Here is a 14,462-nt window from a genome sequence, read left to right as displayed (position 1 = left end):
ACACCCCGACCCCCGACCGACGCCCCTCTGGATGCGGAGATGTTCGCCCGTCTGACCGGGGGAATCCTGGCATCCGTCTCCCGCGTGATCGACGGCAAGCCGGAGGCCGTGCAGAGTGCGCTCATCGCCCTGCTCGCGGAGGGTCATCTGCTGATCGAAGACGTGCCCGGGGTCGGCAAGACCATGCTGGCGCGGGCCCTCGCGGCCACGATCGACGCCGACGTGCGCCGCATCCAGTTCACCCCCGACCTGCTTCCCGGTGACATCACGGGCGTGTCGGTGTTCAACCCCGTGCAGCGGCAGTTCGAGTTCACCCCCGGTGCGGTGTTCGCCCACATCGTCATCGCCGACGAGATCAACCGCTCCTCCCCCAAGACGCAGTCCTCGCTGCTCGAGGCGATGGAGGAGCGCCAGGTGACGGTCGACGGGCGCACGCACGTGCTGCCCTCGCCCTTCCTCGTGGTCGCCACGCAGAACCCCTACGAGATGGAGGGGACGTACGCCCTGCCCGAGGCGCAGCGCGACCGTTTCCTGCTGCGCATCTCGATGGGATACCCGGATGCCGCGGCCGAGGCGCTCATGCTCCGTCAGCGCGACGCGGTCAACCCGCTCGACGGGCTCACCCCCGTCGTCTCGGCCCGCCAGGTGACCGCGATGATCGCGTGGGCGCGCGGCGTGCACGTCGCCCCGGCCCTCGAGGAGTACGTCGTGGCGCTCGCGCAGGCGACGCGCAGCCACCCCGACATCCGGCTCGGTGCGAGCCCCCGGGCGACCCTGCAGCTCGTGCGGGCCGCCAAGGTGCGGGCGGCACTCGACGGCCGGTCGTACGTCATCCCCGACGACATCACGGCCCTGCTGGCGCCCGTCTTCGCCCACCGCCTGATCGCCAACCGGTCGGCGGCCGGGGGCAAGGCGGGGGCGGCGGTCGTGGCCGACGCTCTCGAGCGGATCGCCGCGAGCGTGCGCGTGCCCCTCGCCTCGCGACCGTGAGGGCCCGGGCGAGGCGGTTCTGGCCGTTCACGGTGCGCGGCACGGGGGCACTGCTGCTCGCCGTGGCGGCCTTCGTGATCGCCCAACGCGCCGGCATCCCGGAACTGCTGTACTTCGCGACGCTCCTGGTTGCGCTGCTAGCCGCGTCGGCGATCGCGCTGCTGCTGACCCGCGGATCGGGTGCGGTCGCGCGCGTCGTCTCGCCCGAGGTGCCCGAGGTCGGGGGCTCCGCGACCGTGACGGTGCGCGCCGGCATCCACAGCGCCCTGCCGACCGCTCCGGGCCGCTGGCGCGACGCACTCCCCTCCGGCCTGTCGGGTGCGGCCGAGGGGGCGTCGCCCACGATCTCGTCGAGCCTGAGCGGCTCGGCGTCGACGATCGAGGTGCGCTACGAGGTGACGGGGGCCGCTCGGGGCGTGCACGCCGTCGGACCGTTCGAGGTCACCACGACCGACCCCTTCGGACTGGTGCGCCGACGCATCGCCCTCGGCCGTACGACGCCGGTGACCGTGGCGCCCACGGTGCACGATCTCGCGGCGCTGCCCGGGGCATCGGGCGAGGCCGGCGGGTCACGTCAGACCACGACGCTGCAGATCGGCCAGGGCGCCGACAACCTCGTCGCCCGCCCCTACGCGCCGGGCGACTCGATGCGTCGCATCCACTGGCGGGCGACCGCGCACCGCGACACGCTCATGGTGCGTCAGGAGGAGCAGGAGTCGAGCCCGGCGGCCACGGTCGTGCTCGACCGCGCCCTGTCGCGGTGGTCTCCCCAGGCCGCCCACGCGCCGGGCGGCGACGCCGCGTTCGAGACGGCCGTCTCGGCGTGCGTCTCCGCGGTCGCGCGCCTGGTGCACGAGGGGTACACGGTCGACGTGGTCGACAGCGACGGACACCTGCTCGCCGACCCCGTGGAGGGCGGTGACGACGTGGACGCCCGCGCGACCGCGGCGGGCTTCGCGAGCCTGCGCGCGCGCCCGGACGATGCCGCGCGACGGGTCGTCCCGGCGACCGCCGCGGCCCTGACCGGTCCCGTGATCGTGGTCACCGGGGCGTTGGACGCCGACGACCGCGCGGGTCTCGGCGCCGTGGCCCAGCGCTCCGCCCTGCCGGTGCTGCTGGTGGTGGCCGAACGCGCCGAGCTCGAGCGGCTGCGGGCGGGCGGATGGCGCGCGGCGCAGGTGCTGCCCGGCGGCGATGTGGCGGCGGCGTGGGACGACGCGATCGAACAGGGGTACGCCCGTGTCGGCCGCTGACGTGACGCAGCTGCGCACCGCGCGCCGCCGACGCGACGCCGCTCTGCTGACAGCCGGGCTGTTCGTCGCGATCATCGCGGCGCTCCTGCCGGCGTTCTCGGTGATCGCCCCCGGTCCGTGGGTGGCCGGCGCGGCGGCGCTCACCGCCGCGGTGCTCGCGGCAGGGCTGCTGGTGCGGCTCGCCCAGCTCCCCGCCATCGTCGCCAGCATCGTCGAGGCGGCGGTCTGGATCGTGGGGCTCACCCTGCTGTTCGGTCGATCGACCGCCCTGCTCGGCGTCATCCCGACTCCGGCGACCTTCGCGACCGTGCCGGGGCTGCTCTCGGAAGCGTCCGAGGAGATCCGCCTGGGCGTGGCCCCCGTGCCGCCCGAGGTGGGGCTGAGCTTCCTGCTCGTCGCCGCGGTCGCAGCCCTCGCCCTCGTGCTCGACCACGTGGTGCTCACGGCGCGCATGCCGCTGCTGGCCGGCGTCGGCCTGGTCGCGGTGTCGCTCATCCCCACGATCGCGATCCCCTCCGACGTCGACGTCGCCGGCTTCGTCCTGCTGGCCGCCTCGCTGCTCTTCCTGCTCCGCATCGACACGCGTGCCCGCGCCGCCGGGACGGTGCCACGTCGCCCGACCGCTCGCACGCCCGGGCGGCTGGGGGTCTCGGCGACGGCGGTCGCGGTCGCCGTGGTCGCCGTCATCGTCGCCGTGGTCGCCACTCCCCTCCTCCCCCAGCCCGGCCTGCGCTTCGCCACCGGCGGGTCGGGCGGCACGGGCACGACGATCAACCCCAACCTCGAGCTCGGCAACGACCTGCGCCAGCCGCGCGAGGTCGACGTGCTCACCGTGCGCACGACGGCCCCGACCGCTCCCTACCTGCGCGCGGTCACGCTGTCGCGCTTCGACGGCGCCGTGTGGTCTCCCGACAGCGCCGACACCGTGCCCGTTCCCGGCGACGGGGCGGTCTTCAGTCCGGTCGAGACCGACGCCGACATCGCGCGCGCCGACTGGACCACCGACGTCACCGTCGACGCCCTCGACAGTCCCTGGCTGCCCGTGCCCTACCCCGCCTCGAGCGTGACCGGCCTCGACGGCGAGTGGCTCGGGATGCCGCAGAACCGCACGGTCGTCACGCGGGCCGGGTCCACGCGCGACCAGCAGTACGAGGTGCAGGCGAGCGTGCCGCGACCGACGCTCGAGCAGATCCGCAGCCGCTCGGTGGGCGACCCCGGCCTGGGCGCCGACGTCAGCGCCCTGCCCGCCGACGTGCCCTCGATCATCGGCGACACGGCCCGCGAGGTGACGGCCGGCACCTCCACCCCGTACGACGCCCTGCTCGCGATGCAGACCTGGTTCCGCAGCAGCGAGTTCCGCTACTCCCTCGACGCACCGGTCGACGCGGGCTTCGACGGCGCGGGACTCGACGCCGTCGCCGACTTCCTGCAGGTGCGCGCCGGATATTGCGTGCACTACGCCTCCGCATTCGCGGTGATGGCGCGCTCGCTCGGCATGCCCTCGCGCATCGTCGTCGGATACCTGCCGGGAACGGCCTCCAGCATCCCCCAGCAGGGCGGCACCGAGTACACGGTGACCTCGAGCCAGCTGCACGCGTGGCCCGAGGTCTACTTCCAGGGCATCGGCTGGGTGCCCTTCGAGCCGACCAACAGCCTCGGCGTGCCGACGAACTTCGCGTCGGGATCGACGTCGAACGGCGGTGCGACCCCCTCCACCCCCGAACAGGATGCCGCCGCCCCCGACGCCCAGCCCTCGACGGCGCCCTCGGCGGCCGACCGCGGCGACGTGGGTGCCGTGGATGCAGGGAGCGCGGCGACGAGCGGACGCCAGGGTGCCGCATGGGTGCCCGTCGGGATCGTGCTCCTGGCCCTGCTGGCGGCAGCCCTCGTGCCGTCGCTGCTGCGGGTCGTGTGGCGCCGTCGCCGCCTGGCCGCAGCCCGCGCGGGTGACGCCGTCGCCGCCTGGACCGCTCTGCGGGAGGATGCGGTGGATCTCGGCATCCCGGCGCCCGGCGCCGAATCGCCCCGTGCCTTCGCCGCGCGTCTCACCGCGGAGCACGGCGTCGCCGCCGACGATGCCGATCTGCTGCGCGAAGCCCTCGAGCGCGTCAGCTACGCCGGCGATGCGCCCGATGCCGAGCAGGGACCGACGCTGGCCGCGGCCGTCGACCGCATCCGGGCGGGTCTGCTCGCGAGGGCGACCCCGGTCCGCCGCGTGCTCGCGCGCGTGCTGCCCCGCTCGCTCGTCGTGCGTCCGGGTGCCGTGGACGCCGAGCGCGAGCGCGAGAGCGTGGGCTGAACGCCGAAGAGCGCCACCCTCGGATCGAGGATGACGCTCTTCGTGTGGCGGAAGTGACAGGATTTGAACCTGCGAGGCGAGTTACCCCGCCTACATGGATTCCAGCCATGCTCCTTAGGCCGCTCGGACACACTTCCAACAGGAAAGCTTACACGGCCGCCGAGCCCGCCTGAGTCACCGGCCGGTCCGGTCGGGGGGAACAGACGTCGGGAGCGGGCACCCGCCCGGGGGCTCGGACCGCGCGGGCGACCCGATGGCGGCACACCCCCGGCCGGCGAGCGCCCCGGACGCCCGCCCCGCCTCAGAGCACGCTCTTGGGCAGGCGGTGCAACGTCACCGCCCCGATCGCGCGGAACGGGTGCAGGGGGTCGGGGGCCTCCGACCCCGTGGGTCCGCCGAGCTCGCTGTGCACGACAGCGCTCATGAGCGCGTAGGCGTCCATGGCATCCCAGCCGTGCTCCTCCACGAGGGTGTCGAAGACGTCCTCGTAGCCGCGGCGGATGCTCTCCTGCACCGGATCGCCGAGACCGACGAAGATCCACTCGTCGGCGGTCTCGACGCGCGGCGCGCGCAAGCCGGCATCCTTCACGAGATCGACCGAGACCACCGCGACCCCGGCCGCCTCGATCGCCACGAACGACGACTCGCCGCGCGCCATCACGGCGTGGATGTCGCCGATCGACAGCAGCGCCCCCTCGACCTCGACGGGCAGGTAGACCGTGGCGCCGGGGGCCACGTCGGTGAGGTCCATGTTGCCGCCGAGGCCCGTGGTCGGCATGACCGTCGAGTTCTCGCCCCGGGCCGGAGCCGTGCCGATGCAGCCGATCATGGGGCGCGCCGGCACGACGTGGCGCGCGGTGACGTGCACCCCGTCGGCGTCGATCGGGACGCGGCGGCTGACCACGCGATCGGGCATGCGGTGCGAGAGCGCGCCCGCGCCGGGGAGGCTCTGCGACCATCCGAAGTCCGGCAGCACGATGTCGTGCACGTGTACGGCGAGGGCGTCGCCGGGTTCGGCGCCCTCGATGTACACCGGCCCCGTCACCGGGTTGATGGGGGCGGTGAGCGCGGCGAGGTCGCCGTGCTCGTGCAGCTCGCGGTAGACGGCGTCGTCGGTGTGGAACGCGACCGTCTCACCGGTGCCGGGCCGCAGCCGCAGCACGGGCGCGACGTCGGCGCGGAAGCCCGGTCGCCCGAGCTCCGCCCCGAGCACGTGGTCGGCCGTCATCGCGCGGCCACCTCGTCGCCGCCCTCTCCGGCCGTCGCGGTCGCGTGCTCGGGCAAGGGCCCGGTCGCGCCGCCGTTCCTGCGGGCGAAGATGGCGTAGACGACACCGCCGACGATGAGCCACAGGATGCCGCCGATCTTGGCGGTGATGTCGGCGTTGAGCAGCACATAACCGATGATGAGGAACCCGATCACCGGCACGACGAGGTGCAGCAGGTAGTTCTTCGACTTCTTCTTGCCGAGGTAGTACACCGCGACCGACACGTGCAGCAGGAGAAAGCCCAGCAGCGCGCCGAAGTTCACCAGCGACGAGATCACGGCGATCTGACCGACGAAGAACAGCACGAGCACGAGCGAGATCGCGCTGACGGAGAGGATCGCGGCGAGCGGCACCTGGCGGGAGTTCACCTTCGACAAGAACGCCGGCAGGCGACGGTCACGGCTCATCGAGTACAGCAGACGCGAGGTCGCGGCCTGAGCGGCGACGGCGTTGGCGATACCGACCGCGACGACGTTGACGGCGAGGAACGCCGTGGCCCAGCCCGAGCCCGCGGCCTGGGCGACGAGCAGGAAGAAGGCGTTGTTGACGTCGTCATCCGAGAACGCGATCGTTCCGGCCGCGAGGGCGCTGGCGAACCACGTCTGCGCGACGAAGAGCACGGCGACCACGAGCAGCGCGATGATCATGGCGCGGCCGCCCGACTTGCGGTCACCCGTGGACTCCTCGGCCATCGTCGAGATGCCGTCGAAGCCGAGGAAGCTCAGCACCGCGATCGACAGTGCGGTGGCGATGAGCGCGGGGTTGACCTTCTCGGCATCCCACACCGGGGCGATCGAGAACTCGGCGCCGGGGATCGTGCCGGAGGAGAGGGCGACCATCGCGATCACGACGAAGATGACCACGAAGACGAGCTGGATGCCGAGCATGACGCGGTTCGCGAGCTTGATCGAGCCGATGCCGAGCACGTTGATGACGGTGTTGATGATCACGAACGCGACGGCCCAGATCCACTGCGGCACGTCGGGGAAGATGCCGGCCATCGACGACGCCGCGAAGACGTACAGCAGGGTGGGGACGAGCAGGTAGTCGAGCAGGATCGCCCATCCCGCGAAGAAGCCGACGGTGGGGTGGATGCCGCGTCCGACGTACGAGAACACGGAACCGGCGATCGGGAAGGCCTTCGACATCTGCGCGTAGGCCAGCGCGGTGAAGATCATGGCCACCACGCCCGTGATGTAGACCAGCGGGACCATTCCGCTCGCGGCGTTGTAGACCACGCCGAAGATCGCCCACGGGGCGATCGGCACCATGAAGACCAGGCCGTAGACGATCAGGTCGAGAGTGGACATGGAGCGCTTCAGCTCCTGCTTGTAGCCGAAGGATTCCAGCGATTGCTGGGCTTCGGGGGCGGTCTTCGACATCGGGGCTCCTGATCGGGGTTCGGGTGGGGCGGGTGCGTGTGAAGCGGGTTCGGGGGGACGGGTCAGGGAAGGGGTGCGAGGAAATCGGCGATCACGCCGCGGAACACGTCGGGCATCTCGAGGTGCGTGCAGTGGCTGGCGCCCGCGAACACGTGGGAGCGCGCGCCGGGGATCTGCTCGACGAACGGCGCCCACGTCTCGGGCGTGGCCTCGTCGAACTCCCCCGCGACGACGAGAGTGGGCACCGCGATCTGCGGGAGGCGGTCGATGATCGTCCAGTCGCGGCCGGTGCCGACGACGTGGAACTCGTTCGGTCCGTTCATGGTGTGGTAGACCGTCGGGTCGGCGAGCATCTGCGCCTCGCTGTCGACGAAGTCCTGCGGCATCGGCGTGATGCGGCACACGTGCCGCTCGTAGAACACGCGCGTGGCCTCGATGTAGTCGGGGTGGTCGAGGGTGCCGTCCGCCTCGTGGCGATCGAGGGCCTCGCGGTTCTCGGCGGGCAGCTCCGCGCGCAGGCGCGCGGCGCCGTCGAGCCACAGCTGCATGGATGCCGGGGAGTTGCAGATCATCAGTCCCTGGAGTCCCGCGGGTCGTCGCACCGCGATCTCGGCGCCCAGCATGCCGCCCCAGGACTGTCCGAGCACGTGGTATTCGTCGAAGCCCAGCGCCTCGCGGAGGGTGTGGAATTCGTCGACGAACAGCTGCGGCACCCAGCGGGCGGCGGGGGCGTCGGGGTGGTGCGAGCTGCGTCCGCACCCGATCTGGTCGTAGTGCACGACGGTGCGACCGGTGATCTCGGCGAGCGCGTCGAGGTTCTTCACGTAGTCGTGGGCCATTCCGGGCCCGCCGTGGAGAACGAACAGCGGCGCCGCGCCGGAGGGCTCGGCGGGTTCGGTCAGTCGGGCCCAGGTGAATCCGTCGAGGAACGGGACGGTGATCTCGCGTTGCATGAGGTCATCGTGGACCCCTTAAAGGTGTGTTGGCAAACCTTTTCTGCGGAATTAACATGGAGGAAACGACGGGAGCCCATGGCCGAGACCGACGACGCCTCCCTGGTGGAGCGCGTGACCGAGCGCCTCATCACCGCCGTCGCGGTGGGCGAGTTCCTGCCCGGCACGCGACTGCCGGCCGAGCGCGACCTCTCGCCCCTGCTCGGCGTGGGCCGCACGACGGTGCGCGCCGCCCTCGACGACCTCTCCACGCGCGGGCTCATCGAGCGCCGTCGGGGCCGCAGCGGCGGCACGTTCGTCGCCGAGCACTGGCCCGACTCGGTGGTCGTCGGCGTCGACCGGTGGTTCGAGGCGCGCTGGAGCGACCTCGTCGACGCGTGCACCGCCAGCTCGATGCTCCACTCGTCGCTGGCCCGTCTCGCCGCCGAACGACGCACGGATGCCGACATCTCGACGATGCGCGACCGCCTCGCGGCCTTTCACGCGGCACCGTCGGGCGACCCGAAGCAGCGCGCCGACAGCCTGCTGCACCTGTCGATCATCGATGCCGCGCACAACACGGCCCTGCGCGACATCCTCCTCGAGCACGAGCGCCATCTCTCGCTGTCGGCTCCCGCGCACCCCTGGGGCGATCGCGAGAGCCATCGGCGCATGGAGTCCCGCGCGGCGCGGGAGCACGACGCGATCGTCGACGCGATCGTGACCGCCGCCCCCGACGAGGCCGCGGAACTCGCGCGTCGTCACGTGCAGATCGACCTCGAGCTCTTCACCGAGGCCCGCGAGTTCGCCCGCCGTCGCGCGGCTGCCGCGCGCGACTGACCGCCGCCGGGCACGGAGTCCGTCGCGCAGACGTCAGCCGGCGACGCCCGGCGACGGGGATGCGGCGAGCCGCGCCTCGAGCCCCTCGCGCACTCCGCCCCACTCCTCGCGCAGGATCGAGAAGTACAGCGTGTCGGACACCGAGCCGTCGGGGGCGATGCGATGCCGACGGAGGCGCCCCTCCCGCGTCGCGCCGAGCCGCTCGATGGCGCGGGCACTGCGCTCGTTGCGCGCATCGCAGCGCAGCGCCACGCGGTTCACGCCCCAGGTTTCGAAGGCATGACCGAGCAGCAGGAGCTTGGCGGCGGGGTTGGTCCGCCCGCCCTGGAAGGCGCGTCCGTACCAGGTCGTCCCGATCTCGACCCGCCCCTGCGCGGGCACGTACTCGTAGAACGTGGTCGATCCGCGAACGACGCCGGTCTCGGCATCCCGCACGGTGAACGCGAACAGGCCGGGAGTCGCGAGCTGGCGCTCGACGTGCGCGGCGTAGGCGTCGACCGAGTCGGGCCACGGCGAGGTCATGCGGCTCCACAGCTCCGGGTCGGTGAGGGGCCACGCCTCGGCGGCGTCGGATGCCGCGGCGGGAGAGAGACGGATGCCGTGCCCCTCGAGCGCGATGTCGTGCGCGGTCATCGCGCTTCCAGCTGGGCGACGAACTCGTCGGCCGCGGCGACCTTGCGGCGCAGGTCTTCCCGGCGCTGCTGCGCCTCGTCGCGGATGCCGGCGAAGCGTTCGCGCAGCGCGGCATCGTCGGGATCGGCCTCGAGGCCGTCGACGACGGTCAGCAGCTCGCCCATCTGCTCGAGCGAGTAGCCCAGCGGCTTCATCCGTCGGATCAGCAGCAGGCGCGACTCGTCGTCGGCCGTGTAGAGGCGGAAGCCGCCCTCGGTCCGGGCCGACGGACGCAGCAGGCCGATCTCGTCGTAGTGGCGCAGCGTCCGGATCGACAGCCCCGTGCGCTCGGCGAGCTCGCCGATCTGCATCGGACGCTCCTCGGTCATGACATCCCCGATCCCGCAAACCTCACGTTACGGTAGAGTTCTTCTCGGTCGCGATCGCGACCCCCCTATTCTTCCCCGCGCCGCTGCGGGTTCCCTCCGATACCCCTCAGGAGCATCGATATGACCGACGTCCTGGCGCGCCCGCGCCCCGAACCCACCGTCCTACAGGCCCTGCGCTCCCCGCGCCTGCTCACCCGCGAGGTGCTCGCCGGTCTCGTCGTGGCGATCGCCCTCATCCCCGAGGCCATCGCCTTCTCGATCATCGCCGGGGTCGACCCGCGCCTCGGCCTGTTCTCGTCGTTCGTCATGGCCGTGGCGATCGCGTTCCTCGGCGGGCGCCCCGCCATGATCTCGGCGGCGACCGGGGCCATCGCGCTGGTCATCGCCCCCGTCGCCCGCGAACACGGCGTCGACTACCTGCTCGCAACCGTGATCCTCGGCGGCATCCTGCAGGTGATCCTGGGCCTTGCGGGAGTGGCGAAGCTCATGCGCTACATCCCCCGCAGCGTCATGGTCGGATTCGTGAACGCCCTGGCCATCCTGATCTTCATCGCGCAGGTGCCCCAGCTGATCGGCGTTCCGTGGGCGGTGTACCCCATCGCCGCGGCGGGCCTGGCGATCATGTACCTGCTGCCGCGTCTGACCAAGGCGATCCCCGCCCCGCTGGTGGCCATCGTGCTGCTCACGGGCGCCGCCGTGGTCTTCGGCATCTCGGTTCCCACCGTCGGCGACCAGGGCGCCCTGCCCGAGAGCCTGCCCGCGCTGCTCATCCCGAACGTGCCCCTCACCTTCGACACGCTCGGCATCATCTTCCCGTTCGCCGTCGCGATGGCCGTCGTCGGCCTGCTGGAGTCGCTCATGACCGCGGCCCTCGTCGACGACATCACCGACACGCCGTCGTCGAAGACCCGCGAATCGCTCGGCCAGGGCGCCGCGAACGTGCTGTCGGGCCTGTTCGGCGGCATGGGCGGCTGCGCGATGATCGGCCAGACGATGATCAACGTCAAGGCATCCGGGGCGCGCACCCGCATCTCGACGTTCCTCGCCGGGGTCTTCGTGCTCATGCTGGTGCTGGTGTTCGGCGACGTCGTCGCCATCATCCCCATGGCCGCCCTCGTGGCCGTGATGATCGTCGTGTCGATCGCCACGTTCGACTGGCACAGCATCCGCCCCTCGACCCTGCGCCGGATGCCGCTGAGCGAGACGATCGTCATGGTGCTGACCGTCGCCGTCACGGTGTGGACGCACAATCTCGCGATCGGCGTCGCCGTGGGCGTCGTCGCCGCCGCGGTGCTCTTCGCCCGTCGGGTCGCGAGCCTGACCAGCGTCACCCGCTCGGAAGACGGCGACATCGCCCGCTATGTCGTGGAGGGCGAGCTGTTCTTCGCCTCGAGCAACGACCTGACCACGAAGTTCGCGTACCACCGCGACCCCGCGCGCGTGATCATCGACCTCTCGCGCTCGCACGTGTGGGACGCCTCGACCGTGGCCGCGCTCGACGCGGTGCGCACGAAATACGCCCACCTCGGCACGACCGTCGAGCTCGAGGGCATGAACGACACCGCAGCCCGCTTCCACGACCGCCTCAGCGGCGGACTCGGCGCCGGGCACTGACGCGGCGGCCCGGCGGGATCAGGAGCGCAGGGTCGTCGAGGGCGTCTCGCCGAACTCCCCGCGGTACATCGCGGCGAAGCGGCCGAGGTTGGAGAAACCCCAGCGCGCGGCGATCGCCGCCACCGTCTCGACCGACGGGTCGGCGCTGCGCAGTTCGGCCCGCGCGGCGTCGAGGCGCACGCGCCGCAGGTACTGCATCGGCGTACGGCCGGTGGCCGCGCGGAAGGCGTACTGCAGGCCGCGCGGCGACAGGCGCGCCGCCTCTGCGATGTCGGCGAGCACGACCGGCTCGGCCGCGTGCGCCTCGACGTAGGCCTTGGCCCGACGCACCGGAGCAGGCAGCGGTCGCGACGGCCGCCCGGCGGCGAGCGCGTCGGTGAAGGTCGTGGGGAACGTCATGAGCGAGGCCTCGAGCATGAGCGTGCGCGCCTGCTGCTGGATGAGCGGGGTGCGCTCGGGCGAGCGCAGCAGCACGTCGCGGGTGTACTCCCAGGTGCGCGACCAGTAGCGCAGCCGCTGCTCGCTCACGGGCGCGTAGCCCGTCGCCCGCACGCGCAATCCCTCGTCACCCGACAGGCGCCGCGCCGCCTCGTCGAACTCCGTCCGCGCGAACGAGACGCCGGTGCCCGCGATGCGACCGGTGAAGGCGATCTCCAGCGGACGGTCGACCACCATGAACGGCACCGCGGTGTCGATGCGCTCGCGCCGGTAGGTCCCCACGACCCGCGGACCCGCGATCCGACCGACCACCACCTGGTCGAGAGGGTCGGATTCGACCAGCATCGTCGAACCGATCGTCCAGTCGCAGAACCCGAACCCCGGCTCGGATGCCGCGTGCCACGCCAACGCCGGCTGAATGGCATCCGCGCGGGTGATGCGTGCTCCGGGCACGATGGTCTGCCACAGGTGCTCGACCGTCTCGGCGTCGCGGGTCTCGATGTTCGTGTGCTCCACGCAGGTTTCCTAAATCGTCCGAGAATGTGCGGCAAGACCATTGCGCCGAAAGGCACACGTCGATATGGGAACGCTCTCACGCGACACGACGCACTAATCGGCGATGATGCTTCCGACCGCGACGGTCGGCGCGGATGACCCCCCATCCGTTTTCACCGTATCTTTCAAGATGCGGAAAATGCGCATTTCGGCGCCGTCGGCCTCAGGACGCGAGCGAACGGCCGCGAAGCGCAGCATCGCGGGCGCGCCTCGATCTCGTCCCCGGTCGCGGCGACTTTCCGCAGGCCGCACCCGGGAGAGGTGACCGACCACTCCCGCCCCCGGAGCAGTCTCCCGGAGCGTCGCTGCGCGAACTCGCGACGCCGAGGAGGCGACGCCGACCGCGGCGGCCCCCACCGCCGCCATAATGGGGGCGGTGCCTGTTCGGCGCCCAGTCACCCGAGGGGACCCGATGCCGTTCCGCACCGTGACGACTCTGCAGTCGTGGATCGACGATTTCCGTGCCCTCGGCTATGACGCCGACATCCTCCGCGTCATCCCCCGCGACAACGACGACGGCGGGGATGCCGGGTTGATCGCTGCCCGGCTGCGCAGCGTGTCGACGACCTTCTATGTCGCGCCCGGCGCCGAAGAGGGCGCGACCGACTGGTCGGTCACCTTCGAGCCCCGTGAAGACGCCGCTCCCCTGCCGGCGGGCCGGGTGATGGCCCTCGCGGGAGAGCTCGCGACCCTCGCCGCGCTGTGCTCGTTCCTCCAGGCTCGCTCCGAGGCGTTCCTGGCCGCCACGGAGTAGGTCGACTCGGGCGGTGTCGCACCCGCTCCCGGTGTCGGCCGTCGAGAGGCGCCGTCGCGATGCGCGTCACGCCACGACGTCGCACGGCGGCGCGGCATCCTGACCTGCGACCGCCCCGTGTCGCGGCCGGTCGTCAGCGTTGCGCGTGCGCGATGAGCTCGTCGATGACCCGGGCCACGCGGTCGGCGACGGCCGGATCCATGTCGGCGACGGCATCCTCGATGCCCGCGTCGAACGCCCGCAGCGCAGACCACGGCGGAGCGTCCAGGTCGACGATGGCCGTGATGTGGTTCACGCGGCGGTCCTCGGCGTCGAGATCGCGCCTGACCGCCCCGCGCTGGACCAGGCGGTCGATGAGGGTGGTCACCCCGGCCGAGGTGATGCCGAGGTGGTCGCGCACGTGCGTGGGGCGCGCGCCCGGATTGTCGGCGATGAAGAGGAGGGCACGGGCGTCGAGCTCGTTCAAGGACAGAGCGCGTCGGGCCTCGGCGGCGGCGATCCGTCTCGCCTCGCCGTAGGCGAGAAGGGCGCGCCCGAGTGCCGATCCAGGGAAGGAGGACGCCGGAGCTTCGGATGACTGCACGAGCCCTGATCGTAGTGACATCGACCCTCGTCGCGTCCGCATCCGCGGGGAGGGTCTCGTCATTCGCCGACCGGAGCCCGGGATGCGCATCATGTCACCGTTGTCAAGCGGGGAGTGGTCGAACGGCCCTCGGGTTATGACGGAAGTCGAGACGCCGTCGTGAGACGGGGGGGCATCCCGTCGGGAGACGGGAGTGAGGAGAACACCATGATCTACGGACAGCAGAGCGGACAGCAGGCGGGCTCGGTGTGGAGCATCGCCATGTCGACCGCCATGGGCAACGGCATCGTGCCGCGCTCGACCGACCAACCGCGCGAGCGCACGGCGCCGCGCTGGCCCTGGTCGCGCACACGTGACGCCGGTGAGGCGATGGTGGTCGCGCCCCGCGCCTGATCCACCGCCCCTTCACCCGACGCGTCGGCTCCTTCCCCCGGGAGCCGGCGCGTCGGCTCGTGTCCGGGCGTTCACACGATGGTCTTTCGGGCGTAACCCGGTCCACGGGGTCGACCCTTCAGCATGGGACGACCGCATCCGCGGCACCTCTCCCCGGCCGA

General features: G+C 71.9%; 15 protein-coding genes and 1 tRNA gene. 7 read left to right on the top strand and 9 right to left on the bottom strand.

The features are described 5' to 3' along the window. Window positions 1-39: 39 nt before the first annotated feature. From RWH44_RS11865 to RWH44_RS11855, 3 genes are read left to right on the top strand one after another with little or no spacing between them, the layout of a single operon-like run. On the top strand, window positions 40-990 hold the full coding sequence (locus tag RWH44_RS11865; RefSeq protein ID WP_316004960.1) for an AAA family ATPase: 951 nt from the start codon (window positions 40-42) through the stop codon (window positions 988-990). Further along, the gene (locus RWH44_RS11860) at window positions 987-2,243 is read left to right on the top strand and encodes a DUF58 domain-containing protein (RefSeq protein ID WP_316004727.1); all 1,257 of its coding nucleotides are present in this window, start codon (window positions 987-989) and stop codon (window positions 2,241-2,243) included. Before RWH44_RS11865 ends, RWH44_RS11860 begins: the two co-directional genes overlap by 4 nt. Further along, window positions 2,230-4,542, top strand: coding sequence for a transglutaminase TgpA family protein (locus RWH44_RS11855; protein ID WP_316004726.1), 2,313 nt, complete (start codon window positions 2,230-2,232; stop codon window positions 4,540-4,542). The genes RWH44_RS11860 and RWH44_RS11855 overlap by 14 nt, the downstream gene beginning before the upstream one ends. Window positions 4,543-4,587: 45 nt before the next feature. Here the strand turns inward: RWH44_RS11855 and RWH44_RS11850 are convergent. The 4 genes from RWH44_RS11850 to RWH44_RS11835 all read right to left on the bottom strand — a co-directional run bounded on the left by RWH44_RS11850 (window position 4,588) and on the right by RWH44_RS11835 (window position 8,144). Then, window positions 4,588-4,679 (bottom strand) — tRNA-Ser (locus RWH44_RS11850). A 164-nt stretch (window positions 4,680-4,843) separates the two neighbouring features. Then, complete coding sequence (locus RWH44_RS11845) at window positions 4,844-5,770, bottom strand: acetamidase/formamidase family protein (protein ID WP_298873609.1); 927 nt, start codon at window positions 5,768-5,770, stop codon at window positions 4,844-4,846. Then, window positions 5,767-7,191: an APC family permease gene (locus RWH44_RS11840; RefSeq protein WP_316004725.1), complete on the bottom strand. Its 1,425-nt coding sequence runs from the start codon at window positions 7,189-7,191 to the stop codon at window positions 5,767-5,769. The genes RWH44_RS11845 and RWH44_RS11840 overlap by 4 nt, the downstream gene beginning before the upstream one ends. Before the next feature lie 62 nt (window positions 7,192-7,253). Continuing rightward, complete coding sequence (locus RWH44_RS11835) at window positions 7,254-8,144, bottom strand: proline iminopeptidase-family hydrolase (protein WP_316004724.1); 891 nt, start codon at window positions 8,142-8,144, stop codon at window positions 7,254-7,256. Window positions 8,145-8,222: 78 nt separating this feature from the next. Here RWH44_RS11835 and RWH44_RS11830 point away from each other — a divergent pair, with 78 nt between their 5' ends. Then, a complete protein-coding gene (locus RWH44_RS11830; protein ID WP_316004723.1) occupies window positions 8,223-8,963 on the top strand; it encodes a FadR/GntR family transcriptional regulator in 741 nt (246 codons plus the stop codon). Window positions 8,964-8,996: 33 nt separating this feature from the next. Here the strand turns inward: RWH44_RS11830 and RWH44_RS11825 are convergent, their stop codons facing one another. Further along, window positions 8,997-9,596: a GNAT family N-acetyltransferase gene (locus RWH44_RS11825; protein ID WP_316004722.1), complete on the bottom strand. Its 600-nt coding sequence runs from the start codon at window positions 9,594-9,596 to the stop codon at window positions 8,997-8,999. Continuing rightward, complete coding sequence (locus tag RWH44_RS11820; RefSeq protein ID WP_316004721.1) at window positions 9,593-9,964, bottom strand: MerR family transcriptional regulator; 372 nt, start codon at window positions 9,962-9,964, stop codon at window positions 9,593-9,595. The genes RWH44_RS11825 and RWH44_RS11820 overlap by 4 nt, the downstream gene beginning before the upstream one ends. Before the next feature lie 120 nt (window positions 9,965-10,084). Here RWH44_RS11820 and RWH44_RS11815 point away from each other — a divergent pair, with 120 nt between their 5' ends. Then, the gene (locus RWH44_RS11815) at window positions 10,085-11,578 is read left to right on the top strand and encodes a SulP family inorganic anion transporter (RefSeq protein ID WP_316004720.1); all 1,494 of its coding nucleotides are present in this window, start codon (window positions 10,085-10,087) and stop codon (window positions 11,576-11,578) included. An 18-nt stretch (window positions 11,579-11,596) separates the two neighbouring features. On the opposite strand, the gene RWH44_RS11810 is transcribed toward RWH44_RS11815, so the two are convergent. Together RWH44_RS11810 and RWH44_RS11805 are read right to left on the bottom strand one after the other, a co-directional pair. Beyond that, window positions 11,597-12,532: an AraC family transcriptional regulator gene (locus tag RWH44_RS11810; protein WP_298873623.1), complete on the bottom strand. Its 936-nt coding sequence runs from the start codon at window positions 12,530-12,532 to the stop codon at window positions 11,597-11,599. Between the two features lie 93 nt (window positions 12,533-12,625). Continuing rightward, entirely contained in the window at window positions 12,626-12,769 is a 144-nt protein-coding gene (locus RWH44_RS11805; protein ID WP_316004719.1) for a hypothetical protein, read from the bottom strand. 214 nt (window positions 12,770-12,983) lie between these two features. On the opposite strand from RWH44_RS11805, the gene RWH44_RS11800 reads away from it, so the two are divergent. Then, a complete protein-coding gene (locus RWH44_RS11800) occupies window positions 12,984-13,325 on the top strand; it encodes a hypothetical protein (protein ID WP_298873625.1) in 342 nt (113 codons plus the stop codon). A 133-nt stretch (window positions 13,326-13,458) separates the two neighbouring features. On the opposite strand, the gene RWH44_RS11795 is transcribed toward RWH44_RS11800, so the two are convergent. After that, a complete protein-coding gene (locus RWH44_RS11795) occupies window positions 13,459-13,908 on the bottom strand; it encodes a MarR family winged helix-turn-helix transcriptional regulator (protein ID WP_316004718.1) in 450 nt (149 codons plus the stop codon). Window positions 13,909-14,115: 207 nt separating this feature from the next. On the opposite strand from RWH44_RS11795, the gene RWH44_RS11790 reads away from it, so the two are divergent. Next, complete coding sequence (locus tag RWH44_RS11790) at window positions 14,116-14,301, top strand: hypothetical protein (protein ID WP_298873629.1); 186 nt, start codon at window positions 14,116-14,118, stop codon at window positions 14,299-14,301. The last annotated feature ends 161 nt before the right edge of the window (window positions 14,302-14,462 follow it).

This window comes from Microbacterium phycohabitans (assembly GCF_032464935.1).
In the GTDB taxonomy this organism is placed as follows: Bacteria; Actinomycetota; Actinomycetes; order Actinomycetales; family Microbacteriaceae; genus Microbacterium; species Microbacterium phycohabitans.
This window is presented reverse-complemented; position numbering and strand designations above follow the sequence as displayed.